Annotated in this window: 21 protein-coding genes; 8 read left to right on the top strand and 13 right to left on the bottom strand. The window is 73.1% G+C overall.

All coding sequences use genetic code 11. The annotated features are described in order from the left end of the window. The first annotated feature begins 223 nt into the window (after positions 1-223). The 3 genes from DFQ13_RS18140 to DFQ13_RS18130 all read left to right on the top strand — a co-directional run bounded on the left by DFQ13_RS18140 (position 224) and on the right by DFQ13_RS18130 (position 6,899). Positions 224-1,003 (top strand): hypothetical protein, encoded by a 780-nt coding sequence (locus DFQ13_RS18140; protein ID WP_146241268.1) that lies wholly within the window; start codon positions 224-226, stop codon positions 1,001-1,003. A gap of 234 nt (positions 1,004-1,237) precedes the next feature. Continuing rightward, positions 1,238-5,296: a beta strand repeat-containing protein gene (locus DFQ13_RS18135; protein ID WP_110080662.1), complete on the top strand. Its 4,059-nt coding sequence runs from the start codon at positions 1,238-1,240 to the stop codon at positions 5,294-5,296. A 136-nt stretch (positions 5,297-5,432) separates the two neighbouring features. Continuing rightward, a complete protein-coding gene (locus DFQ13_RS18130) occupies positions 5,433-6,899 on the top strand; it encodes an alpha/beta hydrolase (RefSeq protein ID WP_110080661.1) in 1,467 nt (488 codons plus the stop codon). 25 nt (positions 6,900-6,924) lie between these two features. On the opposite strand, the gene DFQ13_RS18125 is transcribed toward DFQ13_RS18130, so the two are convergent. Next, on the bottom strand, positions 6,925-7,533 hold the full coding sequence (locus DFQ13_RS18125; RefSeq protein WP_233438469.1) for a TetR/AcrR family transcriptional regulator: 609 nt from the start codon (positions 7,531-7,533) through the stop codon (positions 6,925-6,927). 92 nt (positions 7,534-7,625) lie between these two features. Between DFQ13_RS18125 and DFQ13_RS18120 the strand changes: the two genes are divergently transcribed. Beyond that, entirely contained in the window at positions 7,626-8,369 is a 744-nt protein-coding gene (locus tag DFQ13_RS18120; RefSeq protein WP_110080660.1) for an SDR family oxidoreductase, read from the top strand. Positions 8,370-8,391: 22 nt separating this feature from the next. Here DFQ13_RS18120 and DFQ13_RS18115 read toward each other — a convergent pair whose 3' ends face one another. Continuing rightward, a complete protein-coding gene (locus tag DFQ13_RS18115) occupies positions 8,392-8,658 on the bottom strand; it encodes a helix-turn-helix transcriptional regulator (RefSeq protein ID WP_035289914.1) in 267 nt (88 codons plus the stop codon). 81 nt (positions 8,659-8,739) lie between these two features. On the opposite strand from DFQ13_RS18115, the gene map reads away from it, so the two are divergent. Continuing rightward, the gene (map, locus tag DFQ13_RS18110) at positions 8,740-9,534 is read left to right on the top strand and encodes a type I methionyl aminopeptidase (RefSeq protein WP_110080659.1); all 795 of its coding nucleotides are present in this window, start codon (positions 8,740-8,742) and stop codon (positions 9,532-9,534) included. 54 nt (positions 9,535-9,588) lie between these two features. Here the strand turns inward: map and DFQ13_RS18105 are convergent, their stop codons facing one another. Next, entirely contained in the window at positions 9,589-10,269 is a 681-nt protein-coding gene (locus DFQ13_RS18105; RefSeq protein WP_035289920.1) for a TetR/AcrR family transcriptional regulator, read from the bottom strand. Between the two features lie 65 nt (positions 10,270-10,334). Here DFQ13_RS18105 and DFQ13_RS18100 point away from each other — a divergent pair, with 65 nt between their 5' ends. Beyond that, entirely contained in the window at positions 10,335-11,444 is a 1,110-nt protein-coding gene (locus DFQ13_RS18100; RefSeq protein ID WP_110080658.1) for an FAD-dependent oxidoreductase, read from the top strand. Positions 11,445-11,456: 12 nt separating this feature from the next. Here the strand turns inward: DFQ13_RS18100 and dnaB are convergent, their stop codons facing one another. The 7 genes from dnaB to DFQ13_RS33915 form a co-directional block, all read right to left on the bottom strand. Then, positions 11,457-12,833, bottom strand: coding sequence for a replicative DNA helicase (gene dnaB / locus DFQ13_RS18095; RefSeq protein WP_110080657.1), 1,377 nt, complete (start codon positions 12,831-12,833; stop codon positions 11,457-11,459). A 415-nt stretch (positions 12,834-13,248) separates the two neighbouring features. Then, positions 13,249-13,707 carry a 50S ribosomal protein L9 gene (rplI, locus tag DFQ13_RS18090; protein WP_035289926.1) on the bottom strand — a complete coding sequence of 153 codons (459 nt, stop codon included), beginning with the start codon at positions 13,705-13,707 and terminating at the stop codon, positions 13,249-13,251. Between the two features lie 15 nt (positions 13,708-13,722). Continuing rightward, a complete protein-coding gene (gene rpsR, locus DFQ13_RS18085; protein ID WP_035289928.1) occupies positions 13,723-13,971 on the bottom strand; it encodes a 30S ribosomal protein S18 in 249 nt (82 codons plus the stop codon). 59 nt (positions 13,972-14,030) lie between these two features. Continuing rightward, complete coding sequence (locus DFQ13_RS18080; RefSeq protein WP_035289930.1) at positions 14,031-14,546, bottom strand: single-stranded DNA-binding protein; 516 nt, start codon at positions 14,544-14,546, stop codon at positions 14,031-14,033. A 19-nt stretch (positions 14,547-14,565) separates the two neighbouring features. Beyond that, on the bottom strand, positions 14,566-14,856 hold the full coding sequence (gene rpsF / locus DFQ13_RS18075; protein ID WP_084176427.1) for a 30S ribosomal protein S6: 291 nt from the start codon (positions 14,854-14,856) through the stop codon (positions 14,566-14,568). Positions 14,857-14,943: 87 nt separating this feature from the next. Continuing rightward, positions 14,944-15,825: a hypothetical protein gene (locus DFQ13_RS18070; RefSeq protein ID WP_110080656.1), complete on the bottom strand. Its 882-nt coding sequence runs from the start codon at positions 15,823-15,825 to the stop codon at positions 14,944-14,946. Positions 15,826-15,900: 75 nt separating this feature from the next. Beyond that, positions 15,901-16,914 carry a hypothetical protein gene (locus DFQ13_RS33915; RefSeq protein ID WP_110080655.1) on the bottom strand — a complete coding sequence of 338 codons (1,014 nt, stop codon included), beginning with the start codon at positions 16,912-16,914 and terminating at the stop codon, positions 15,901-15,903. 193 nt (positions 16,915-17,107) lie between these two features. Between DFQ13_RS33915 and DFQ13_RS18060 the strand changes: the two genes are divergently transcribed. Together DFQ13_RS18060 and DFQ13_RS18055 are read left to right on the top strand one after the other, a co-directional pair. Continuing rightward, positions 17,108-17,878 (top strand): deoxyribonuclease IV, encoded by a 771-nt coding sequence (locus DFQ13_RS18060; protein WP_110080654.1) that lies wholly within the window; start codon positions 17,108-17,110, stop codon positions 17,876-17,878. Further along, positions 17,875-19,383, top strand: a complete 1,509-nt coding sequence (locus tag DFQ13_RS18055; protein ID WP_407643178.1) for a glycosyltransferase family 87 protein — start codon at positions 17,875-17,877, stop codon at positions 19,381-19,383. The genes DFQ13_RS18060 and DFQ13_RS18055 overlap by 4 nt, the downstream gene beginning before the upstream one ends. Here the strand turns inward: DFQ13_RS18055 and rarD are convergent. The 3 genes from rarD to DFQ13_RS18040 all read right to left on the bottom strand — a co-directional run bounded on the left by rarD (position 19,307) and on the right by DFQ13_RS18040 (position 24,571). Continuing rightward, on the bottom strand, positions 19,307-20,224 hold the full coding sequence (gene rarD / locus DFQ13_RS18050) for an EamA family transporter RarD (protein WP_035289940.1): 918 nt from the start codon (positions 20,222-20,224) through the stop codon (positions 19,307-19,309). The two genes, DFQ13_RS18055 and rarD, sit on opposite strands and share 77 nt — an antisense overlap. A 75-nt stretch (positions 20,225-20,299) precedes the next feature. After that, positions 20,300-21,853, bottom strand: coding sequence for a glycosyltransferase family 87 protein (locus DFQ13_RS18045; protein WP_110080653.1), 1,554 nt, complete (start codon positions 21,851-21,853; stop codon positions 20,300-20,302). 93 nt (positions 21,854-21,946) lie between these two features. After that, entirely contained in the window at positions 21,947-24,571 is a 2,625-nt protein-coding gene (locus DFQ13_RS18040; RefSeq protein ID WP_146241267.1) for a transglycosylase domain-containing protein, read from the bottom strand. Positions 24,572-25,281 lie beyond the last annotated feature (710 nt).

Here is a 25,281-nt window from a genome sequence, read left to right as displayed (position 1 = left end):
CCGCCGCGCGGCTTGTGGACAGCTTTCCCGGATTGGCGGTCCAACCTCGGGATCATGACCGAGGGTTACCTGTGGAAACACTCTGTGTTGATCACACGATGTGATGAGGCTCGGTGGTCACGCTCGCATCACGGACCCCTCTGGTGACAGTGTCTGCCGGGCACGGACCCGACCGTGCGCACCCGATCGGAAGGCTGATCCGAAGGCGATGCGGAACCGAACCGTGGACCAGGAGCAGAGGGAGCCGTCCGCCGCACTGCGGCGCGCGCTCTCGCGCACCCTCCTCGTCCTCGGTGGCGCCGTCGCCACGACCGCCGCGGCGTGGGCCGTCTCCACCGCCACCGCCAGCGCGGACGCCCCGCTCGTCCCCCCGACCCTCCCCTCGGTGGGGATCACCCAACTCCAGGTCCCCAGCGTGGTCGGGGCCCCCGAACTGGTCGAACAGCTCGCCGACGGGGTCGGCAGGTTGCTCGACCCGGACCGGGCCAAGACCGCGGTCGAGGACCTCGGTCGTGATGTCACCCAGCACCTGACCCCGCCGCCGACCGCCCCCGCGCAGGTCGACGACGCGGTCGTCGGCGAGATCACGGCGCCGGTCGAGCAGCAGCCCGCGCCCCCGGCGACGACGGCACCGCCCGCGGTCGAGGTCGCCCCCGAGGCGGTCGCCCCCGCGGCGACCCCGACCCCGGTGGTCGAGACCGCGGCGGCCCCCGCCGCCGAGGAGCGCGCGCCCGCCGACGGCACCACCCGCCGCGGTTCCCCGCGCGCCGCGACGTCCACCCCGCTCCTCCCCCACCCCCAGGCCCCGAAGAACCCGTTCACCGCGCCCGCGCCGGTGAACCCGGGGCACACCACCGGGTCCGGCGGCACCGACGCCCCGACCCTGGGCCTGCTCTCCGCGGTCCCGGCCGACACCGAGCTGCTCCCCGTCGGCGCGCTGCGCACCGACGGCACCCGGCTCCCGGTGGTCGCCCAGACGCAGCCGGGCGTCATCCCCGACTGATCCCACGGCGTGACCCGGGAGCCCTCGCGCTCCCGGCCGGTCATGCCCGCGGTCGGCACGGCCCGCGTCCAGCCACACCCCCAGGGCTCCGCCCTACCGCAAGTCAGGGCGGTTCTCGCCCTGCGATCCCCGACGGGCCGACCCGTTGTCCCGACGCCCAGCGCGTCCGGTGGCCCGTGCACCTCCCGCCAGGGAAACCCCCGTATGGGAAAAACACTGAAGGAGAACACCAGAATGCAGACCTGGGCGAAGCGCGGAATCCACACCGCGCTGGTCACCGGTGGTTTGCTGATGCTCGGTACCGGCATCGCTTCCGCAGACGAGGACGTCAACCCCGACCGGCCCGCCTCCCCGCTGGACGCGGCGATCGCCGTCCCGATCCACCTGGACAACAACGTCATCGGCACCCCGGTGGGCCAGCGGGCGCTGCCCGCGGTCGACGCCGAGGTCCCGGTCGCCCCCGGCGCGCTGACCAAGCGGCTGCCGCACACGGCGACCCCCGCCGCGAACGCCGCCACCGCCAAGGCCACCGCCCTCGGCGGCACCACGCTGCGCGGCAACCGGGCGGGCGGCGAACTCGCCGTCCCGGTCGACGTCTCCGGCAACGCCGTCGCCCTCGGCGGCGGCGCCAAGGCGGAGAACACCTCCGGCCAGACCGCGGCGGGCACCACCGGGCCGATCACCACCGACGGCTCCACCCGCGCCCTGGCGGGCAACGTCGTCGCCCTCGACTGGGCCGCCCCGGTCCAGGTCACCGGCAACGCGGTGGGCGCCGTCGACGACGCCGACGTGGTCAACACCGCCGACCAGTCCGCCACCGCGGGCGGCGGCTCCACCACCTCCGGCCGCGGTCGGGTGCTCGCGGGCAACACCGGCGCCCTGCACGGCGCCACCCCGCTGCAGCTCAACGGCAACGCGGTCGCGGGTGCGGGCAACGCCACCACCGACTCCGCGACGTCGGCCACCGCCGCCTCCGGCGGGGTGCTCACCACCGACGGCACGGGCGCCGTCGCCGCGGGCAACGCGGGCGCCGTCCCGGTGGCCACCCCGGTGCACGCCAGCGGCCAGGCGCTCAGCGTGTTCGGCATCGCCGAGTCCACCTCGCACAACACCGCGGGCGCCCAGGCGGGTGCGGAAACCCCCGACTTCGCGGGCTACCCCACCTACGTCACCACCTACGCGCCGGACTCGGTGGTCTCGGGCAACGTCCTGCAACCCGCCGCCGCCACCCCGACCACCCTCGACTGCGCCACCGCCGGGGTCGTCGGCAACTCCGACGCCACCTGCGCGGCCACCGCCACCGCGGGCGCGGGCGGCGGCACCCGCACCGACGGCGCCGACGGCGTCCTCTCCGGCAGCACCGCCACCGCCCCCGCCGCCACCCCGGTCGAGGTCATCGGCACCGCCGCGGGCGTCGTGGGCAACTCCACCGCCGCCGACACCCACAGCTCCACCGCCGACGCGGGCGGCCACACCCACACCCACGGCCGCGACAGCACCCTCGGCGGCGCCCTGGTGAGCGCCCCCGTGGCGGGCCCGGTCGACCTGTGCGGCAGCGGCCTGGCCGGTGCGGGCGACACGTCCGCCACCTGCGACCACGCCGTCAGCACCCAGGCGGGCGGCGACGCGGGCAGCACCGGCGACAACTCCGTCGGCGGCGGCAACGGCGTGGTCGTCCCGGTCGCCACCCCGGTCGAGAGCATCGGCAACGGCGGCGGCGCCCTCGGCACCGTCGACTTCTCCGGCTCGCAGCGCAAGGACACCGTCGCGGGCGGCAGCGCCAACACCGCCGACGACGGCGCGGTGGCGGGCGCGAACCTGGTGCAGGTCCCGCTGGCCACCCCGGTGCAGTTCTTCGGCAACGCCCTCGGCACCGGCGCCAGGACCGGCAGCACCGCCGCGCTGCACGACACCACCCGGGCGGGCGGCACGTCCACCGCCTCCGGCGTCGGCGGCGTCCTCTCCGGCAACATCGCCCAGACCCCGAGCGCGCTGCCCGCCCAGGGCTTCGGCGCCAACGGCGTGGTCGCGGGCATCGGCTCGGCCGACGCCACCAACACCACCAGCGCCGTGTCCGGCAACGCCGCGGGCACCGACGGCTCGAACGGCTCCGGCTCGGGCAACATCATCTCCACCCCGACCGCGGGTGCCGCCCAGGGCGCGGGCGACTCGGTCGCCGTGTTCGGCCGCGGCACCGCCCTGGCCGCCAACACCACCGCCACCACCGCGGGCGGCACCACCGCCACCAGCGGGCAGTCGGGCAACGCGTCCGGCAACGTGGTGAGCCCGGCCCTGCTGCCGGTCGTGCAGCCCGCGGGCACCCCCGTCGCGGTGGCGGGTGCCGACAGCGCGTCCAGCTCCACCAGCCAGACCACCGGCACCTCCGGTGGCAACGCGACCACCGACGGCCGCGGCGGCCACGTGTCGGGGAACCTGTTCGACGTCCCGGCCGCCTCGCTGGCCCAGGTGCACGGTGACGCCGTCAGCGCGGGCGCCGCCCAGGCGGGTGGCACCTCGGACCACACCACCACCGGCTCCGCCGGCGGCCACTCCGAGACCAGCGGGGAGAACAAGAACCTGTCCGGCCTGCACGGCGTCCGCCCGATCGGCGTCAACGCCCCGATCTACAACGTCCCGATCAAGGTCTTGGCCGACGCCGTCACCGACGCCAAGCACACCAACGACGTGGCGGTCGGCGAGGAGAAGCCGCTGGAGCTCCCGCCCGTGGGCGCGCTGCCGCTCACCAAGCCCCCCACGGTCCTCAACCACGCCCGCAGCAACCCGCTGGGCACGCTGGGCCGCCCGCTCGGTGGCCTGTCCAACCCCGGTGGCCTGCCGCTCGTCGGCGGCCTCCTCAGCGGCGGCAACGGCGGTGGCGGCCTGCTGGGCGGCGGCCTGCTCGGCGGCCTGACCCGCGCGAGCGACGGCGGACTCATCGGCAGCAGGCCCGCGGGCCGTGCCGCGGGTCGCGCCGACCACCCCACCATGCCGATGCCCGCGATGCCGAGGCCCGCCATGCCCACCTCGTACGGCAACCCGGCCCACGCGCCGTACGGCCAGCCCGCCTGGCCCACGGGTGCCCCGGCCGGGGTGCCGGTGCGCGGCGTGCCCACCATGCCCACGGACGGCGTGCCCAACGTGCCCGCGGGCACCGCGGGCAGGCAGCAGCCCGTGGGATCGGTGGGGAACATCCCGATCGACGGCGCGATCGGCCTCCCGGTGGGCAAGCTCACCCAGATCGCGGGCCGTGGCGTGAGCAGGGCGGTCACGAACAGCATGGCCCCGTTGGCATCCCGCGACCTGCCGCAGCTCCCGGCGGGTGTGCCCCAGCTCCCGACCGGCGTGCCCCAGCTCCCGGCGGGTGTGCCGCAACTCCCGACCGGTGGGCTGCCCCAGCCGCTGACGGGTGGTGTGCCGCAGCCGCCCAACGGTGGGGCGGTCCCGCTGCCCACGGGCGGTGTGGCGCAGCTCCAGTCCGGTGGCCTGGTGCCCCAGTTGCTGCCCGGCGACCCGGCCCGGTCGGCGGGTCGTGGCCTGCCCCAGCCGCCGATCGGCGGCCTGCCGCAGCTCCCCAACGGCGGCGCGCTGCCCGCCGGTGGCGTGGCGCACCTCAACAACAGTGGTCTGCTGGCCCAGGACCTCACCCGCTTGACGGGTCGCGACCTGCCCCCGAAGCCGGTGGGTGGCCTGCCGCACCTGCCCAACGGCGGGTCGACCCCGCTGCCCACGGGCGGTGTGGCGCAGCTCCAGTCCGGTGGTCTGGTGCCGCAGAACATCGGCGTGCCCCCGCTCCCGGTCGGTGGTGCGCCCCAGTTGCCGGGCCGGGACCTGCCGCAGCTCCCGATCGCGGGGGTGACCCAGCTTGCCACCAACGCCCTCGCCCAGCTCCCGTCCAACGGCCTGCTGCCGCTCGGTGCCGTGCCCCAGCTTTCCGGCCGGGACCTGCCCGCCACCGGCGGTGCCGAGCCGGTCGCCGGGGTGACCCGGCCTGCGGGCAACGCCCTCGGTCACCTCCCGACCGACGCCCTGCTGGACACCGTCGTGGGTGTCCTCCCGGCGGGCCTGGGCGACAACCTCCCCGGCCGCTTCCACACGATGGACCCCCGGGACTTCCGCACCGACGTCTTCACCATGCCCGGCCTGGACGCCGCGTCGGGCATGTTCGCCGGTGACCTCTTCGAGGTGCCGGAGGTGCACACCCTGCCCGCGACCGGCGCGTCCGGTCTGACCTCCCTGACCGACACGCAGTCCAAGCTCGCCGACCTGTTCGGCACCTTCCCCAAGATCGGCTGACCGCCGCTCGAACGGACGGAGGACCCCGGGAGCACCCGCTCCCGGGGTCCTCCGCTGTCCGCGGCCGCGCTTGACCGTGCCGCAGCGGCATGGTTTCCACTGGTCGACAACCGGTACGCCGACCAGGAGGAACAAGATGCGCAGGAACCTGTCCGTGGCCCTCGCCGCCGCCGCGGTGGCGACGGCCGTGCTCCCGGGGGTGTCGGCAGCGGCCCCACCGAGCAGCCTGGACTGGGGTCCGTGCCCGGCGGGGGTCGCCGAACCGGGGCTGGAGTGCTCGACGCTCCCGGTCCCGCTGGACCACCGGAACCCGGGCGGCCAGACGATCGAGGTGGCGATCTCCCGCCTGCTCAGCAAGAACCCGGCGCAGCGGCGCGGCGTGCTGCTGGTGAACCCCGGTGGCCCCGGACTGGCCGGGCTGCACTTCCCGGTCGACCTCGCGCCCCTGCTGCCGCAGAGCGTGCTGGACACCTACGACGTGATCGGGTTCGACCCGCGCGGCACCGGCCACAGCGCGCCGGTGACGTGCGACCTCACAGCCGAGCAGCAGGTCGCGGGCCTGACCCCGCCGTACGCGCACGACGCGGCCGACGTCCGCGAGCAGGCCGGGGCCGCGCGGGCCGTCGCCCGGCAGTGCGCCGCCGCGCCGACGGCACCGCTGCTGCCGCACATCACCACCGCGAACACCGCGCGCGACATGGACCGCATCCGGGCGGCGCTGGGCGAACCGAAGACCTCGTACTACGGCGGCTCCTACGGCAGCTACCTCGGCGCGGTCTACACGACCCTGTTCCCCGAGCGCAGCGACCGCGTCGTGCTCGACAGCAACGTGGGCCCCGGCGGCCTGGACAGCACCGCCGTCCGCCGGTACGGCCGGGGCATGCAGGACCGGTTCCCGGACTTCGCCGCGTTCGCCGCCGCCCGCCCCCAGTACGGGCTGGGCATCACCCCGGAGCAGGTGACCGCGAAGTACTTCGACCTGGCCGCGCGGCTGGACCGGACGCCGGAGCAGGGGTTCGACGGGTCGCAGTTCCGCAAGCTCACCTTCGGCCTCCTCTACCTGAACAGCCGACTGCCCGCGCTGGCCGAGATCTGGCAGGCGTTCGACACGAGCACCCCGCTGACCGGGCCGACCCGCGACACCGCCGCGCGGGCCGCCGCGCAGGACGACGACAACATGTTCTCCAGCCACTTCGCCGTGATCTGCGGCGACTCCCGCTGGTCCAGGTCGGTACCGGCGTACCAGTGGGACGTCGCGCTCGACCGGGTTCGCCACCCGATGCTCGGCGCGGCCACGGCCAACGTCCGGCCGTGCGCGTTCTGGCCGTTCGACCCGGTCGAGCCGAAGGTGCGCATCGGCGACCGGGGCCCGTCGAACGTGCTCATGGTGCAGAACCTCCGCGACCCGGGAACGCCCCTGGTCGGCGCCCGCGAGCTGCGGTGGGCCTTCGGCGACCGGGCCCGGATGGTCACCGCCGACCAGGGCGGCCACGGCGCCTACCGGACCGGCGGGAACACGTGCGCGGACAACGCGGTGACGGCGTTCCTGACCACCGGGCAGCGCCCGGCGCACGACCTCGCCTGCGCGGCCGAACCCGCCTGACCGGGGGCGTCGCCACCGGCAGCGCTCAGGCCGGTGGCCAGTTGCGCAGTGCGGTGTCGGCGACCGCCTGGAGGTCGTCGCGGCTGGTGCCGCTGGCGGCTTGGACGGCCATGCCGAACGAGACGGCCATGACGTACCGGGCGAGCCGACCGGCGTCGGCGTCCCGTGGCAGGTCACCCTCGTCGATGGCCCGCCGGAAGCGCCGTTCGAGGTGCAGGCGCGCGTCGTTGCGCCACGCGGTCAGCACGTCGCGGGCGGGCCTGCCCAGGTCGCCGGACGCCAGTGATCCCTGTACGCCCAGGCACCCGGAGGGGCAGTCGGGGCGGGTGGTGGCCTGGACCGTGCCGTTGAGGAAGGCCGTGGCCACCGCCTTGGCGGTCGGTTCCTCCAGAGCCCGCAACCCGTATGAGGCGGGTCCCCCGGTGTAGAGCTCCACGGCTCTGCGGAACAGTTGCTCCTTGTTGCCGAAGGCCGCGTACATGCTGGTCCTGGTGATGCCCATGGCGCCGGTCAGGTCGGTGAGGCTGGCCCCCTCGTAGCCCCGCTCCCAGAAGACCAGCATGGCGCGCTTGAGCGCCTGCTCGACGTCGAACCCCCTGGGCCTGCCGATGGGGGCCTTCCGGTGATCGGTCACCCCCGGAGCATACGCCTTTGGTACCGAACGGTCTGGAAGTGCTACGGTCGCTTTCAGTACCGATCGGTGCTGAATTTTCAGGAGGTTGGGACATGGGGCAGCTCGAAGGCAAGACGGCAGTGGTGACCGGCGGCAGCAGCGGGATCGGCCTGGCCGCCGCCGTGCGCCTCGCGGCCGAGGGCGCGCACGTCTTCGTCACCGGCAGGCGCGAGGGCGAACTGGACGCGGCGGTGGAGGCCATCGGCTCGGCTACCGCGGTGCCGGGGGACATCTCGGACCCGGCCGACCTGGACCGGCTCTACGACGCGGTCCGCGCCCGGGGCGCGGGGCTGGACGTGCTGTTCGCCAACGCGGGCACGGCGGCCTTCGCGACCCTGGAGCAGACCACCGAGGAGCACTTCGACCGGATCTTCGGCGTCAACGTCCGGGGCACCCTGTTCACCGTGCAGAAGGCGCTGCCGCTGCTCAACGCGGGTGCCTCGGTGATCCTGAACCTGTCCGTCCGCGCCGACGACGGCGTCGAGGCGTTCGGCACGTACGCGGCCACCAAGGCGGCGCTGCGCTCCTACACCCGGACCTGGGCCAACGAGCTCAAGGGGCGGGGCGTCCGGGTCAACGCGATCTCGCCGGGCGCGATCGACACCCCCGCGATCGTCGGCATGGTCGGCGAGGAGGACGCCGAGGCGGTCAGGGCGGGCTTCGTGGCGGCGGTCCCGCTGGGCCGGGTGGGAACCGCGGCGGAGGTGGCCGCCGCCGTGGCCTTCCTCGCCTCGGACCAGAGCAGCTTCGTCCTCGGCGCCAACCTCTACGTCGACGGCGGTGAGAACCAGCTCTAGGGGGACTCGCCCGCGGCGGCTGCTACGAGGCCGCTTCGAGCCGCGGGCCGTCGCGCCACGCGGCGGCCAGGTCCTGGATCGGCAGGTCGAGCACCTCGCTGAGGCAGGCGATCGTGCCGAAGGAGGGGGACGGGAGCCTGCCGGTCTCGATCTTGCGCAGCGTCTCCGGCGACATGCCCGCCGCGCGCGCCACGTCGGCGGGGTCGCGGTCTGCCCGCGCTTCGCGCAGCAGCCGCCCGAGGCGCCTGCCTGCCTCGACCTGTTCGGGGGTGAGCGGGTTGCGGACCACGGCACCAGGGTACGGCTGGTATTTTAATACCGCAAGTGCTACGTTGGTATTATTATACCAACGAACGGCACGGGGGTACCCATGATCGAGTTGAAGTCGCCCGCGGAGATCGAGCGGATGCACACCACCGGGCGGTTCGTCGCCCAGGTCCTGACCGAGCTCGGTGACCTGGCCGACGTGGGGGTCAACCTGCTCGACCTGGAACACCACGCCCGCAAGATGGTCGAGCAGCGCGGGGCGCGGTCCTGCTACTGGGACTACGCCCCGTCCTTCGGCAACGGCCCGTTCCGCAACGTCATCTGCCTGGCGGTCAACGACGCGGTGCTGCACGGGCTGCCGCACGACTACGCGCTGCTCGACGGGGACGTCCTCACCCTGGACTTCGCGGTCGGCATCGACGGCTGGGTCGCGGACTCCGCCCGCACCGTCATCGTGGGCACACCCGCCGATGAGGACCTGCGACTCGTCCGCGCGACCGAGGAAGCGCTGGCCGCGGGCATCGAGGCCGCGCGGACGGGCAACCGGCTGGGCGACATCTCGGCGGCGATCGAGGCGGTCGCCACCGGGTACGGCTACCCGATCAACACCGAGTTCGGCGGCCACGGGCTCGGGCGGACGATGCACGAGGACCCGCACGTCTCCAACCGGGGTCGCGCGGGCCGCGGCCTCAAGCTCCGCGCGGGCATGACCCTGGCCCTGGAACCCTGGCTCGCCCGCACCACCGACAAGATCGTCTTCGACCCGGACGGCTGGACCATCCGCTCGGCCGACGGCTCGCGCACCGCCCACTCCGAGCACACCATCGCGATCACCGACGACGGCCCCCTGGTGCTCACCGAGCGCCTGTCGCACCCCGCGGCCCCGACCTCGGCGTGAGGCAACCCGGGCAGGGGGACTGATGCCTGCACCGCTCCGGTCCTCGGTCGCGCGTCAGCCCGCGATGCGGGCCCCGATGCCGTCGAGGAGGAAGTCGAGGCCGGCCCGGAAGGTCCGGTCGGCGTCGAGGTGGGGGCCGTCGTGGACGACGGCGGCCAGCGCGGGGAACCGGCCGGTGGCGAAGGTCCGCCGCAGGTAGGGCCCGAAGGTGGCCTGCCACTGCCGCTGGTCCATCCCGGAGGCCCGCTCGGCACGCCGCTCGGTGATCTCCCGGCGCACCGCCCCGATCACGTACGCGTTGACCGCGGCGATCGCGGGCACGACGGTGCCCAGGTCGACACCGCCCATCCCGGCCGCCACCGCCTCCCCGCTGGCCAGGGTGTTCGGCCCGAGCTGGGGCCGCCCGCCGATCAGGTCGGCGAGCCACTCGTGCCGGTGGGCGGCTCGCCGGGTGGTCTCGGCGAGGGAGCGCAGCACCTCCCGCCAGCCGTCGCCGGTCGGCCGGATCTCCGCGTGGACCGCGTCGACCATCAGGTCGAGCAGTTCCTCCTTGGTGGCGATGTAGCCGTACAGCCGCATCGGTCCGACGTCCAGCGCCCCGGCGACCTTGCGCAGCGACACCGCGTCCAGGCCGTCCGCGTCGGCGAGTCGGACCGCCGCCCGGACGATCCGCTCCCGGCTCAGCGGGGCGGGCGTCGGGCGGTCCGGCGGCTCCGGCCGCTCCCACACCAGCATGACGGGGACGGTACAGCGCCGCTCTTGATACAGTGTATCGACAGATACAGTGAATCGAGGCAGCCATGACCATCGCCATCGTCGGAGCGGGCTTGGGCGGCCTGACCCTCGCCCGGGTGCTGCACGTGCACGGCGTCGACGCCGTCGTGTACGAGCGCGAGTCGTCACGCGGCGCGCGCGGTCAGGGCGGGATGCTCGACATCCACTCGGGGCAGCGGGCGCTGCGCGAGGCCGGTCTGTTCGACGGGTTCCTCGCGATCGCCCGTGGTGAGGGCCAGGACATGCGCCTCTTCGAGCCGGACGGCACCCTGCTGCTCCAGGAGGACACACCCGACGACGCCCCGCTCGACCGACCCGAGGTCGACCGCGCCGACCTGCGCGACCTGCTGCTGGACTCCCTCCCCGAGGGCGCGGTCCGCTGGGGGCACGCGTTCGACTCCGCCGACAACGGCGTGCTGCGCTTCGCCGACGGCAGCCGCGCGGCGTACGACCTGCTGGTCGGCGCGGACGGTGCGCAGTCGCGGGTCCGCGCGCTGCTCACCGACGCCCGGCCCGCGCACCTCGGCCAGAACGTCGTCGAGGTCGGCATCCCCGACATCGACCGCACCCACCCCGACCTCGCGGCGATGGTCGGGCGCGGCAACCACTGGGTGCTCGGCGACGGGAAGTCGCTGGCGGCGCAGCGCAACGGCGACGGCCGCGTGCGCATCGGCCTCAGCTTCCACAACACCGGCGAGGACTGGTTCGCCACCAGCGGCATCCCGTTCGACGACCCGCCCGCCGCCCGGGCGCGGCTGATCGACCTGCTCGCGGGCTGGGACCCGCGGTTCACCGCGCTGATCGCCGCCTGCGACGACGTGGTCGTGCCCCGGTCGATCGCCGCCCTCCCGGTCGGCCTGACCTGGCCGTCGACCCCGGGCGCCACGCTGCTCGGCGACGCCGCGCACCTGATGCCACCGGTGGGTGAGGGCGCCAACATGGCGCTGCTCGACGGCGCCCTGCTCGGCCTCGCGCTGGCCGCGCACCCGGACGACTCCCCCACCGCCGTCGCGGAGTACGAGCGCGAGATGTTCGAACGCACCAGTGCTGCCGCCCGCATGTCCGCGGACATGCAGGAGCTGCTGATGTCGCCGGACGCCGCCCGGAGGTTGCTCGCCTTCTTCCGACCCGGCTAGGCCGGGACGGGGTCAGCCCTGGGCCAGGTCGGCGAAGCGGCTGTAGTGGAGCTGGTGGGCGACCACCACGGTGGCCGTCGGGCCCGCTCGGTGCTTGGCCAGGATCAGGTCCGCCTCGCCCGCCCGGGGGTCGTCGCGCTCCCAGGCGTCGGGGCGGTTGATGAGCAGCACCATGTCGGCGTCCTGCTCCAGGGAGCCGGACTCGCGCAGGTCAGAGAGCATGGGGCGCTTGTCGGTGCGCTGCTCGGGCCCGCGGTTGAGCTGGCTGATCGCGATGACCGGGACCTCGATCTCCTTGGCCAGGAGCTTGAGCTGCCGGGAGAACTCCGAGACCTCCTGCTGGCGGGACTCGACGCGCTTGCCCGAGGTCATGAGCTGGAGGTAGTCCACCACGACCAGCTTCAGGTCGTGGCGCTGCTTGAGCCGCCGCGCCTTGGCCCGGATCTCCATCATCGTCAGGTTCGGGGAGTCGTCGACGAAGAGGGGGGCCTCGCTGATCTCGCTCATCTTGCGGGCCAGGCGGGTCCAGTCGTCGTCGCTCATCCGGCCGCCGCGCATGTCGCCGAGGCGGATCTTGGCCTCCGCGGACAGCAGGCGCATGACGATCTCGGTGCGGCTCATCTCCAGGGAGAACACGGCGCTGGTCATGTTGTGGGCGATCGAGCAGGAGCGGGCGAAGTCCAGGCCGAGGGTCGACTTGCCGACACCGGGGCGGGCCGCGACGATCACCATCTGGCCGGGGTGCAGGCCGTTGGTGATCTCGTCCAGGTCGGCGAAGCCGGTGGGGATGCCCAGGGAGTTGCCGCCGCGGGAGGCGATGGCGTCGATCTCGTCCATCGTCGGTTGCAGCAGGTCTTCCAGGGCGACGTAGTCCTCGCTCATGCTGCGCTCGGTCACGTCGTAGATCGCGGCTTGGGCGCGGTCGACGATCTCGGTGACGTCCGCGCCCTCGGCGCCCTGGTAGCCGAGCTGCACGATCCTGGTCCCGGCCTCGACCAGCCTGCGCAGGATCGCCTTCTCCGCGACGATCTCCGCGTAGTACCCGGCGTTGGCCGCCGTGGGCACCGTGGCGATCAGGGTGTGCAGGTACGGGGCGCCGCCCACGCGCAGCAGCTCGCCGCGGCGCTCCAGCTCGGCGGAGACGGTGATCGGGTCGGCGGGTTCGCCGCGGCCGTACAGGTCGAGGATGCAGTCGTAGATGTTCTGGTGCTTGGGCCGGTAGAAGTCACCGGGGCTCAGCGCCTCGATGACGTCGGCGATGGCGTCCTTGGACAGCATCATGCCGCCGAGGACGCTCTGCTCCGCGGCGAGGTCCTGGGGCGGCTGCCGGTCGGCGCCCCCCTGCTCCGACGGCATCGGCGGCAAGGAACGGTCGTCTGTCAACGCCATGGGCGGCCCCCTCCCTGATCACGTCTTCCCGACCACGTGTTCGAACACCTGTTCGAAGGGAACGATACGGGTCCGGTACGACGAACGAGACGCTATGACCCCCGAACGGTCGTATGCAAACGACGCTGGGGACACACCTGTGGATAACTTGGGGATGGTTCTGCCCACCTGAGCACAGGTCCCGTTCCACCTGTGGACAACCTGGGGACAACTTGCGAACACCTCAAAAGAAGCGCAGGTCAGACCCTGTGTACAAGCTGTGGAAAATTTGCCCCGGCGTGTCGTGGGAGACACGGTTGTCGGCGTGTCGTGACGCCCGTGGCTCCGGTGGGTGACCCATCCCTGTGGACAACCCTGTGGACAACGCAACAGCCCCGCCCGGGATGCCCGAGCGGGGCTGTTGCGGGTACGAGCGTCAGCTCGCGGCGTTCACCTCGACGGTGAACGCGGCGGTGACATCCGGGTGCAGCCGCACCGAGACCGGGTGCTTGCCCACGGTCTTGATGTGACCGGCCAGCTCCACGGCGCGCTTGTCCAGGACCGGACCACCGGCGGCCTTCACCGCGGCGACGACGTCACCGGTGGTGATCGAACCGAACAGCTTGCCCGAGCCCGCCGCGGCCTTGGCGGCCAGCGGAACGCTGCCGAGGTTGGCGAGCTGGTTCTTGACCTCCTTGGCGTGGTCGAGGTCGCGAATCCGGCTGGCCTCCTGGGCCCGGCGGATGACCTGGACCTGCTTCTCCGCGCCCTTGGTCGCCAGGATGGCGAAGCCGCGGGGCAACAGGAAGTTGCGGCCGTAACCGTCCTTGACCTCGACGGCGTCGCCCGGACCACCCAGGCCGTCGACGTCAGTGGTGAGGATGAGCTTCATGATTTCGTCCTCTCCTGGTCAGCGGGCGGTCGAGGTGTACGGGAGCAGGGCGACCTCGCGCGCGTTCTTGACCGCGATGGCCACGTCGCGCTGGTGCTGGCTGCAGTTGCCGGTGACCCGGCGGGCCCGGATCTTCCCGCGGTCGGAGATGTACTTCCGCAGCAGGGTGGTGTCCTTGTAGTCGATGTTCACCGGACGATCTTTCTTCTCGTCCTTGCAGAACACGCAGACCTTCTTCTTCGGCTTGCGAATCGGTGGCTTTGCCACTGGGTACTCCTGGTCTTATGTCGAGAAAGAGTCTGGGGGATCGGTGCGCGGTGCCCTGGTCAGAACGGGGGCTCGTCGTTGAAGCCGCCGCCGCCACCGCCGCCACCGGCGGGCGGAGCGGAGCCCCACGGGTCGTCGGCGGGCGGAGCGGAGTTGCCGCCACCGCCACCGCCGTAACCGCCACCACCGCCGCCTCCGCCACCGGAGCCGCGGCTCACCTTGTTCACCTTGGCGGTCGCGTAGCGCAGGGACGGGCCGACCTCGTCGACCTCCAGCTCGATGACGGTGCGCTTCTCACCCTCGCGGGTGTCGAAGGACCGCTGCTTGAGCCGCCCGCTCACGATCACGCGCGCGCCGCGGGTCAGCGACTCGGCCACGTTCTCCGCGGCCTGCCGCCAGATGTTGCACCGCAGGAACAGCGCCTCGCCGTCCTTCCACTCGCCGCTCGCGCGGTCGAACGTCCGGGGGGTCGACGCGACGGTGAAGCTCGCCACGGCGGCGCCCGACGGGGTGAAGCGCAGTTCCGGATCGGCGGTCAGGTTCCCGACCACCGTGATCGTCGTGTCGCCAGCCATCGTGGTGCCTCCCCGGCTGTCAGGCGGTCTCGCGGCGCATGACCTTGGTCCGCAGCACGGACTCCTGCAGGGAGAGCTGGCGGTCCAGCTCCTTCACCGCGTCCGGCTCGGAGTTGATGTCGAGCACGGCGTAGATGCCCTCGGCGTGCTTCTTGATCTCGAACGAGAGGCGGCGCTTGCCCCAGATGTCGACCTTCTCGACGTTCCCGCCCGAAGTGCGGATCACGTTGAGGAACGTGTCGAGCGACGGAGCGACGGTGCGCTCGTCGAGCGTGGGGTCGAGGATGACCATAACTTCGTAATGACGCATGAAGACCACTCACCTCCTGTGGGCTCACGGCCGCGGAGGTTCCGCGGCAGGAGGGTCTGCGCCGACCAGGCTAACAGTCGGCGCAGGTCAGCTCTTGCGCAGTACCCAGGTGCGGACCAGGGCGCCGGTGACGACGGACAGGAACAGGGCCGCGAGCACGATCGGCACGCCCACCCCGCCGGTCCGGCTGAACGCGGGCAGCGCCTGCGCGCCGCCCGCCGCGGTGCGCACGTCGACGCCCCCCGCGTCCTGGCCCAGGATGCCGAACTGGGGCGCGTAGCCGGGCACGCCCGTGGCCGCCGACGGCCGGTACGCGCCGCCGGGGCCCGCGTAGGGGACGGCGCCGTAGTCGCGCGGCAGGGCGGTGCCGGTGTTCGCGGCGGGCCGCGGCGGGGTGAACCGCACCGGCGGCAGCGGGGTCGCCTCGCCGACCGGTGTGCCCGGGGGCGCGGTCGTCGGCGGCTTCGCGGTGGTCGGGGGTGCGGGCGGGGTCGTGGTGGGGGTGCTCGGGTTCAGCGCCCGCGCGGTCATGCCGCACCCGGCCACGACCTGCTCGGCCACCTCGGCCGCCACCGCGTCGGCGGCGCCCCGGAGCTCCCGCATCGGCCGCACCTGGGCGACCACCGCGTCGGCGATCGCCCGCGGGGTGATCCGGCCGGTACCGTCGGGCACCGCGCCGACCTCGATGCCGGGGCCGAGCGGGAAGGTCAGCCCGACCGCGGTCGCGGTGAGCGCGCCGAGGCCGGGGGTGTCGGCGACGGCCCCGGTGACCATGCCGTTGACCGCGAGCCGGGCCAGCACGATCGGCTGGCCCTTGAACGCGACGACGTCCTGCCTACAGCTCAGCGCGAGGAACGGCAGCGGGTTCAGCGGGTCGGCCGCGGCCGGGCTCGCGCCCGCCAGGCACGCGGACCCGACCACCAGGCCGAGGAGGGACGAACTGGCGATCCGCCGAACCCCGATGCGCACGCGCTGACACCCTCCGTCATTCCCTCACTCACCTGTGTGGGTGAACGATAGACGGAAAAAGGGAGCGTTTGGTTGTCAGGCGACTGTTCGGCGCAGCACCCAGGTCCGGACGAGGGTCGCGGTGACCCCCGAAAGCGCGAGGACGGCCAGGAGAACGGGCACCGCGATCCGGTTCGAGCCGACGCCGTCGAGCGCCTCGGCGTGCCCCGCCTGCTCGACGCCGTCGGTGTCCTCGGTGCCGAGGATGCCGAACTGCGGCGAGTACCCGGGCACCGAACCGCCGTAGCGGACACCGGGCGACGGGCTGAACAGCCCGGCCTTGGCGAACGGCAGCGAGGCGTAGTCGGCCATCGGTGAGCGGCCGGTGCCGCTGCCCGCGCCGTAGAGCGGGACCAGGCCGTTCGGGGTGAGGCTCTGCCCGATGCCGGTCGTGGTGCCGGGGGTGGGCGCACCCGGGGCGGTGCCGCCGGGGGGCGGGGTGGTGCCGCCGTTGCCCGTGCCGCCGCCCGGGGGGTTCCCGCCGCCGGGCGCGCCCGGACCGGGCGCGGTGGGGGCGCCGGGGAGCAGGTCGGGCAACTGCGGGATGGCGGCGGTGCCCGTTTGCAGGCTCCGGCCCAGGTCGGTCGCGCCGTCCTGCACCGGGGCCGTGACGGCGTTGACGCCCCGCACGGTCACCGCGCAGGTCCGGCCCAGCAGGTTCCCGACGTCCTTCGCGATCGCGCCGAGCGGGGTGCCCTCCAGCGCCTTGGTCGCCGCCGACCCGATGGCGGGACCGCCGATCGTGCCCGCGCCGTCGGGCAGCGCGCCGATCGGGATCGGGCCGAGGGTGCCGACCACGCCGCCGACCAGGCCGCTGAGGGTCCGCCCGAGCAGCGGCACGCCCTTGATGACCTCGTTGACCGGACCCACCAGGGCCTGCGCGTTCAGCGTGACCGGCTGGCCGGGGGTGCCCTGCACGGACGCCCCGCAGTCGCCCGCCACCAGCGGTTCGGCGGCCACCGCCGTGCCCGGGCTGAGCACGAGACTGGCAGTGGCGGTGCCGAACATCAACACCAGTCCGGTGGCGAGGGTCTTGGCGCGGCGCTGCATCGAGGTCCTCCAGGTGCGGAGAGAGCTGTCTACTAGCAGGAACGACGGTAACCCGACTCCGTGACGCCAACGCCGGGCATTGCCCCGAAATTCCTTCACGATCGCCCGTCCGGCCCAACCGGTGCCCGCCCACCCGGCTCCGACGGTGGGCGAGGGGGCTGGTTGTCACCCTCGCCGACTACTCTCGCTGACCATGAGCATCGGCGCCCACGTCCGCGACGACGACCCGCTCGCTGCCGCGCGGGAGCGCGGTGCCGAGGTGGTGCAGTTCTTCCTCGCCGACCCGCAGGGGTGGAAGGCGCCCGCGCCGCACCCGATGGCGGACGCCCTGCTGGCCTCCGACCTCACCGTGTTCGTGCACTCACCGTACGTGGTCAACCTGGCGTCCACGAACAACCGCGTCCGCATCCCCTCCCGCAAGCTGGTCACCCAGCACGCCGAGGCGGCGGCCAAGGTCGGCGCGCGGGGCCTGGTCGTGCACGGCGGGCACGTCACCAAGGGCGAGGACCCGCAGGAGGGCATCACCAACTGGCGCAAGTTCTTCGAGCGGCAGCACGCCGAGGGCGGCTTCGCGGTGCCGATCCTGATCGAGAACACCGCGGGCGGCGACAACGCCATGGCCCGCCGGTTCGACGTGCTGGCCCGGCTCTGGGACGAGGTCGGCGAGTTCGGCGCGGGCTTCTGCCTGGACACCTGCCACGCCTTCGCCGCCGGGGAGGACCTGGTCGGCATCGTCGACCGGGTGCGGGCCATCACCGGCCGGATCGACCTGGTGCACCTCAACAGCTCCCGCGACGAGTTCGGCTCGGCCCGCGACCGGCACGACAACATCGCCACCGGCACCATCGACGCCGAGCAGCTCGTGGCCGTGCTGGCCGCCGCCGACGCCCCCGCGGTGGTGGAGACCCCGGGCGACGGCCAGGCCGCGGACATCGCCTTCCTGCGTGAGGCGCTCGGCCGGTGAAGGCGGTGCCCGCAGACGTGCCCGCGGACACGGCCCCCGACCGCCCGGACGGCGCACCGGTGCCGCGCACCCGGACCGGCGCCGCCCGGCTCGGCCGCTCCGCGCTGGCCCTGCTGGTGCTGCTCTGCGGCGTCACCCTGGTGCTCGGCTTCGCCAACAAGAACCGCTGCACCGGCCCCGAGTTCGACCAGTGGGGCCGCAGCCAACCCGACTTCGCCGACCGCAAGTACGCCGAGGCCTGCTACTCCGACATCCAGTTCCTGTGGATCGGCCGCGACGTCGACCGGCACGTCTTCCCCTACGTCGACGGCGGCATCAACTCCAGCGGTGAGCTCAGCGGCGGCACGGTCGAGTACCCGGTGCTCACCGGCCTGCTGATCTGGCTCGGCGCGATGTTCGTGCACACCGACGCCGGGTTCCTGCTCGCCTCGGCGCTGCTGATGGCCCCGTTCGGCCTGCTCACGGCCTGGTTGCTGGGCAGGCTCTCCCGCTGGCGGGCGCTGCTGTGGGCGCTGTCGCCGCCGCTCGTCCTCTACGCGTTCCACAACTGGGAGCTGCCGGTCGTGCTCTGCGCGACCGCGGCCGTCTACGTGGTGTACCGCGGCTGGGGCAGGCGGGGCGTCGAGCGGCCCCTGCTGCACCGCGCGTACGCCGCGGCGCTGCTGCTCGGGCTGGGGTTCGCCTTCAAGCTGTACCCGGCGATCTTCGTCCTCCCGCTGATGCTCTACGTCCTCACCGGCGGGCGCGGCGGCGCCGAGCTGGCCGCGGGCAAGACCCGCGAGGTGGCGGGCGCGGTCAAGGTCGCACTGATCGCGATGGGCACCGCGGTCGCGGTCAACGTGCCGTTCGCCGTGGCCGGTTTCGACGGCTGGCTGGCCTCGTTCGTGTTCCAGGGGCAGCGCAAGGCCGACATCACCGCCAACTCGATCTGGTACTGGGGGCTGCGCCCGGAGTCCGACCCGCAGAACGAGGCCGTGCACCACGTCATCGGCATCGCCTCGCCGCTGCTGGTGATCGCCTCCTTCGCCGCCGCCTGCGTCGTCGGCTGGGTCCGCCACCGGCGCGAGGGCACTTACCCGTGGGTGGCGGTGTCGGCGGCGATGCTGTGCGGGTTCCTGCTGCTGCACAAGGTGCACTCGCCGCAGTACACGCTGTGGCTGGTGCCGATGTTCGTGCTGCTGCGGGTCCGCTGGGGCTGGATCGCCGCCTACGCCGTCGCCGACCTGGCGATGGGCATCGGCATCTTCCTGTGGTTCGCCGAGATCGCCGAGAACGAGCCCGCGGGCGTCTACGAGGGCTTCGCCGCCCAGGCGGTCATGATCGGCGTCTGGGGCCGGGCCGCCCTGCTGGTCGGCCTGTTCACCGCCTTCCTGAACGCCCGCAACACCTTCGACGGCCAAGACGACGGGGACAGCCCGCCGGACGGGCTCAGGCGACCGGTTGCGGCTGCCGGTCCGCGACCCGCGCCCCCGACCGACGGCGGTGCAGCAGCGACTCGGTCGTGATCACGACCAGCGCCAGCCACACCAGCCCGAACCCGACCCACCGCGCGGTCGTCATCGACTCGTGGAACACCAGCAGCCCGATGGCGAACTGGATGATCGGCACGAAGTACTGCAGCAGGCCGAGCGTGGTCATCGGCACCCGCACCGCCGCCGCCCCGAACAGCAGCAGCGGCACGGCGGTCACCACCCCCGTACCCGCGAGCAGCAGCGCGTTCGCCCAACCGGCGTGCCCGAACGTGCCCCCACCGCCCAGGTTCAGCACCACCAGGAACCCCAGCGCCACCGGCGCCAGGATGACCGTCTCCAGCGCCAGCCCCTCCGAGGAACCGACGTCGGCCTTCTTCTTCATCAGCCCGTAGGTGCCGAACGTGAACGCCAGGGTCAGCGCGATCCACGGCAGCCGCCCGTAGTCGAAGGTCAGTTCGACCACCGCCGCCAGCGCGATCCCCAGCCCGGCCCACTGCCCGGCCCGCAGCCGCTCCCCCATCACCAGGACACCGAGCAGGATCGTCACCAGCGGGTTGATGAAGTACCCGAGCGAGGTCTCCACCACCTGGTTGGAGTTGACCCCGTAGATGTACATCCCCCAGTTCACGGCGATGGTGAACGCCCCCACCGCGATGAACCCCATCCGCCGCCGGTCGGCGAGGACCGCCCGCAGGTGCCCCCACCGCCGGGTGACGGCGATCAGCGCCCCCACCGCCACCAACGACCACACGATCCGGTGAGCCAGGATCTCCACCGCCCCGGCGGGCGCCAGCAGTGGCCAGTACAGCGGGAAGAAACCCCAGGTCAGGTAGGCCAGAAACCCCAACCAGAACCCGCGCCGCGCTCTGTCCACCGACAGCCTCCGATCATCCCACCACCAGCCGGGGGCAGTGTGTCACCCGAACGGGCGATCCAGCGATCGGGTTGTTCAGACCGGCTCGGGTTCCCTGGTGGTCCGGGCGGGCAGGACCACCTTGTCCGGGGCGCCGTCGAGCACACCGCCAGCCGGGTCGTCGTCGCCCAGAGCGCGGACCAGGTCGCGGGTCGGGTGGTAGATCTCGTAGACGACCAGGGCGCACAGGGCGATCACCGCCAGGTCGCGCACCACCACCGTGCCCAGGAACCACTCCTCCGGCAGGCCCTTCTTCGAGTCGCCCATGAAGTAGAACATCCGGGGGGCCCAGACCAGGGCGTCGACGGTCATCCAGGCGAGCAGCAGCTTCCAGCGCGGTACGGCCAGCACCGCCAGCGGGATCAGCCACAGCGAGTACTGCGGGCTCCACACCTTGTTGGTCAGCAGGAACACCGCGACCACCAGGAACCCCAGTTGGGCGAACCGGGGCCGGGTCCGCGCGTGCAGGCCGATGAACGCGATGCCCGCGCAGCCGAGCAGGAACAGCAGGGCGCTGACCAGGTTCAGCCAGAACGGCGACTCGCCGAAGGGCAGGTTCGGGTCGAAGCCCGACCAGCCGGTGAACTTCATGATCACGTTGTAGATCGAGTCCGGGTCGGCGTCGCGGGTGGAGTTGAGGGTGAAGAACTGCCACCAGCCCTCGCGGGTCGCCGCGGGCAGGAAGATCGGGGCGTTCACCGCCGCCCAGGTCAGGGCCGCGGCGGCGGTCGCCTGCCACCACGAGCGCATCTTCCCCGCCCGCAGGCACAGGACCAGCAGCGGGCCGAGCAGGAACAGCGGGTAGAGCTTCGCCGCCACGCCCAGGCCGAGCAGCACGCCCGCCAGCACGGGTTTCCTCCGCGCCCAGGCCAGCATCCCGGCGGCGGCGAACGCGGTGGCCAGGGTGTCGAAGTTGGTGAACGCGTGCACCAGGACCAGCGGCGACAGGGCGATGAACGCCGCGTCCCACGGTCTGCGCTTGGCCGTGCGCAGCGTCGCCCAGATGGTGACCAGCCAGGCCAGGGCCAGCCAGAACGCGCTGATGTCGAAGTAGACGACCACCGGCAGCCCGCTCGGCAGCCACCCCTGCGCCGCGAGCTGCACCCACCCCTGGGCCATCTTGGCGTTCGCCCACTGGAACAGGCCGGTGAGCACCGGGTACTCCATGTACCGCTTGGTCTCGTTCGGCTTGCCCTCGTGCTCGACCCAGCTCGTCAGGTACGGGAAGCCGCCGCGGTCGAGCCGCTCGGCGGAGTACAGCGGGACGACGTCGGAGTAGCACATCGCCACGTACGGGCGGTTCGAGCGCCAGTCCAGCGCCAGCCGCCCGTCGCCGGAGTCGTACTGCTGCACGCACGCGGCCTTGCCGAACCAGGCCAGCGACAGCGCGACCACCGCCAGCAGCAGCGAGACCCGCAGCGGGGTCCAGAACCAGTGCCTGCCCACCACGGCGTGCTCCCCGAGCGGCCCGCCGACCGGCGTGCTCGCCGAGGCGGCCAGGGACTCCGTCCAGCTCGGCCGGACGCGCTCCTCGGGACCGAGGGTGGCGGTGTCGCCGACCCGCCCGTCCCCACTCGGTGACTCAGACACGCGCGCGATGCTACGGGCAGCGGTGTGCGAACGGGGTCAGCCCGCGGTGAACACGCGGACGGCCCCCGGGGAATCCCCGGGGGCCGTCCGTGGTCAACCGATCAGGCCGTCACCCGGCCCGCCACCTCCGCCGCCGCCACCGCCCGGCAGCGGGATGTCGGTGCCCCCGCCGCCCGGCCTGGTCCGGGTGGACCTGGTCGTGGTCGGCTCGTCGGTGTCCTCCGGGGGCGTCGTGGTCGTCTCCGGGACCGACGGCGCGGTGGTGGTCGTCGGCGTGTTGTCGGCCGGTTCCTCGCGGGGCTTGGTCTGGGCGGGCCTGTTGTCGTTGTCGCTCTGCCTGGACTCCGTCTTGCCGATGGGCACGTACTTGCCGAACGTGGCCTTGGGCAGGTTCTGGTGGTAGGAGTCCATGAACGCCTTCCAGATCTTGCCCGGCAACCCGCTGCCGTAGATCTTGCCGCCCTCCGCGTCGTGCAGGATGCGGCTGGTCGGCTTGTTCGTCTCGTCGCCGCTCATGGACACCGCGGTCGAGAGCTGCGGGGTGTACCCGACCATCCACGCCTTGGCGTTGTCCGGTGTGTCCGCGCCGGACGCGTCGACGTACTGGTGCGTCCCGGTCTTGCCCGCGCACTGCCTGCCGCCCGCGCAGCCGATCTTCGAGTACTCGGGGATCGGCAGCAGCGCCTCGGTGACGTTGCGGGCGATCTGCTGGTTGCGGGTGGCGTCCTCGGCGTCGAACGCGGGCTTCTCGGCCAGCTCCGGCCGGGCCGCCGCGTCGAAGACGACGCCGCCGTCCGGGTAGGTGACCTTCTGCACCAGGTGCGGCTTGCGGTAGGTGCCGTTGGCCGCGAAGGTCGCGTACGCCGAGGCCATGTCCACGGTGGTGACCAGGGTGGAGCCACCGCCGATGGCGATGTTGATGTCGCCTGCGGCGGCCTCCAGCGGGGACTGGATGCCCGCCTGCTTGGCCGCCTCGGCCACGCCCGCGGGCTTGACGTCGTTGTAGACCATGTCGCTGAACACCACGTTCAGCGACTCCTTCATCGCCTCGGCCACCGTGCAGGACTTGCCGCACTTGGGCGTGGAGGCGTTGCGGACGATCTTCTTGTTCGAGCCGAACGCGCGCGGGGTGGTGTCGTACACCTCGCCGAGGCCCTTGCCCTGCTCCAGCAACCCGACCAGGTCGAACGGCTTGAACGCGGAGCCGGGCTCCTGCTTCGCCGCACCCGCGTAGTCCAGGTCGAGGCCCTTGGCGCGGCCGTAGTAGGCCCGGATCGCGCCGGACGCGGGGTCGACCGCGACCAGGGCGGGGTGCAGGTTCGCGGGCTGGCCCGCCATCACGTCCGCGACGGCCTTCTCGGCCATGGTCTGCGCGTTCTGGTCGATGGTCAGCGTGATGACGTAGCCGTTGCGCTTGATCTGCTCCTCGGTGATGCCGTAGGTGTCCAGCTCCTCGGTGACCAGGTCCGAGAAGCCCTGGCGCGGCCCGGGCAGCGCCGCGAGCTGGCCCTCGCTCGGCGGGATCGGCTCCGGGAACGGCTGGGCGGTCTTCTCCGCCGTGGTCATCCAGTTGTTGCTGATCATGCGGTTGGTGACGTAGTCCCAGCGCTGCTTCTGGTACTCCACCACCTTGCCCTTGGCGGGCGTCTGGATCATGCCCGCGAGCACCGCGGCCTGCGACTTGGTGACCTGGTTGACGTCGGTGATGCCGTAGTAGGCCTGCGCCGCCGCCGCGATCCCGTACGCGCCCCGACCGAAGTAGATCGTGTTCAGGTACGCCGCGATGATGTCGTCTTTGCTGTAGGTCTCGTTCATCTTGTAGGACTTCACGACCTCGACCCACTTACGGGTCAGCGTCGGGTCCTCGTTGCCGGAAGCCTTCTTGATGTACTGCTGGCTGATGGTGGAACCACCACCGCCGCCGCCGGTCGCCTGGTTCCACACCGCGCGCATGATGCCCATGAGGTCGAACCCGGAGTTCGTCTCGAACGTCTGGTCCTCGGCGGCGTACACGGCGTGCAGCAGGGTGTCGGGGATCTCCCCGGACTTGAGCATGATGCGGTTGCCGCCGGACTCGGCCAGCCGCGCCATCGGCGTGCCGTCGGCGTAGAGCATCGTGACGACCTTGTCCTGGGCCAGCGCGACGTCGTTGGGGTTGTCGACGTCGACCATCTGGTAGGTGATGAAGAACGCCAGGACCGGGATCACGATGCCCAGGGCGGTCAGCACGTACAGGGTCCGCCGGACCCGCCGCCAGGTCTTCTTCTTGCGCATCTTCCGCTGCTCGTCGGTCAGCGGGCCGTCCTCGTCCTCGTCCGGCCCGTGGTCGTCGTCCGCGTACTGCCGCTCGGCGGAGAAGTCGTCGTCGAACTCGCGGTGCGTGATCAGCTCCGGCTCGGCCTTGGCCTGGCCGGGGGTCTTCTTCAGGAAGACGGTCGGGCCCTCGCCGGGGGCGGGCTTGCGGCCGGTGATGGCCGTGCCGGTGATCCCCGCCGCGCTCAGGGCGACCGTAGCGTCACCGAGCGGCGGACCTGCCGGACCGGGGCCACCCGGCCCGCCGGGCCGCCGCCCACCGGGACCACCCGGACCACCGGGACCACCGGGTCCGCGCCCCGGGCCGCCCGCCGGGACCGGACCGCCGTTGGGGCCGGTGCCACCGGGGCGCCCACCGGGCGCCGGGGCGCCACCGGGACCGCTACCCGGCCCACCTGGCCGCACCGGCCCGCCGTTGGCGAAGTCACCACTGCCACCGGGACCACCAGGGCCACCGGGTCCGCCCGGTCCACGGCCGCCCGCGCCGGGTCCGCCCGCCGGGCCACCGGGACCGCCTGCCTGACCACCGGGTCCACCGGGGCCGCCTGCCGCAGGGCCGGGCCTGCCGGGTCCGCCCGCGCGGCTCCCCTGGCCGGGGTCACCGGCACCGGGCCACGCGGGTCCGGCCTGCGGCCCACCCGCCCTGCCAGGGCCACCGGGACCGCCTGCCGGCCCTGGCCCGCCATGGGGACCAGGTCCGCCGTTGAGACCAGGGCCGCCGTTGGGACCGGGGCCGCCGTTGGGACCGGGGCCACCATTCGCGCCAGGTCCACCGCTGGGACCGGGGCCACCGTTCGGGCCGGGAGCGCTGCCTGGGCCGGGGCCGCCGGGTCGGGCGGGTCCGCCGCGACCCTGACCGGCGGGGAAACCGTTGTTGGGGCCGGGGCCGCCGGGGCCGCCCGGCCTGCCCTCGGGGCCACCCGGCCCGCCACCCGGTCTGCCCTCGGGACCGCCAGGTCCGCGTCCACCCATCCCGCCACCCATGTTCACATCACCATTCGAGCCAGGCCCGGTCGGGCCGCCGCGTCCACTGCCGTTGCCACCCCGGTCGCCCACCCGCTCCCGCGGCGCGGGTCGGTCTCCCCCGGGCTCGTCGTCGTCCCACAGCGGGCTGT

This window comes from Actinokineospora spheciospongiae (genome assembly GCF_003182415.1).
In the GTDB taxonomy this organism is placed as follows: Bacteria; Actinomycetota; Actinomycetes; order Mycobacteriales; family Pseudonocardiaceae; genus Actinokineospora; species Actinokineospora spheciospongiae.
Note: the sequence above shows the minus strand (reverse complement) of the source record. Positions and strands in the feature narration are given on the sequence as shown.

Coding starts and splice junctions, on each gene's coding strand:
- DFQ13_RS18135 (WP_110080662.1), top strand. CDS start 1,238: ATGCAGACCTGGGCGAAGCGCGGAATCCACACCGCGCTGGTCACCGGT.
- DFQ13_RS18130 (WP_110080661.1), top strand. CDS start 5,433: ATGCGCAGGAACCTGTCCGTGGCCCTCGCCGCCGCCGCGGTGGCGACG.
- DFQ13_RS18120 (WP_110080660.1), top strand. CDS start 7,626: ATGGGGCAGCTCGAAGGCAAGACGGCAGTGGTGACCGGCGGCAGCAGC.
- map (WP_110080659.1), top strand. CDS start 8,740: ATGATCGAGTTGAAGTCGCCCGCGGAGATCGAGCGGATGCACACCACC.
- DFQ13_RS18105 (WP_035289920.1), bottom strand. CDS start 10,269: ATGCTGGTGTGGGAGCGGCCGGAGCCGCCGGACCGCCCGACGCCCGCC.
- DFQ13_RS18100 (WP_110080658.1), top strand. CDS start 10,335: ATGACCATCGCCATCGTCGGAGCGGGCTTGGGCGGCCTGACCCTCGCC.
- dnaB (WP_110080657.1), bottom strand. CDS start 12,833: ATGGCGTTGACAGACGACCGTTCCTTGCCGCCGATGCCGTCGGAGCAG.
- DFQ13_RS18080 (WP_035289930.1), bottom strand. CDS start 14,546: ATGGCTGGCGACACGACGATCACGGTGGTCGGGAACCTGACCGCCGAT.
- rpsF (WP_084176427.1), bottom strand. CDS start 14,856: ATGCGTCATTACGAAGTTATGGTCATCCTCGACCCCACGCTCGACGAG.
- DFQ13_RS33915 (WP_110080655.1), bottom strand. CDS start 16,914: ATGCAGCGCCGCGCCAAGACCCTCGCCACCGGACTGGTGTTGATGTTC.
- DFQ13_RS18060 (WP_110080654.1), top strand. CDS start 17,108: ATGAGCATCGGCGCCCACGTCCGCGACGACGACCCGCTCGCTGCCGCG.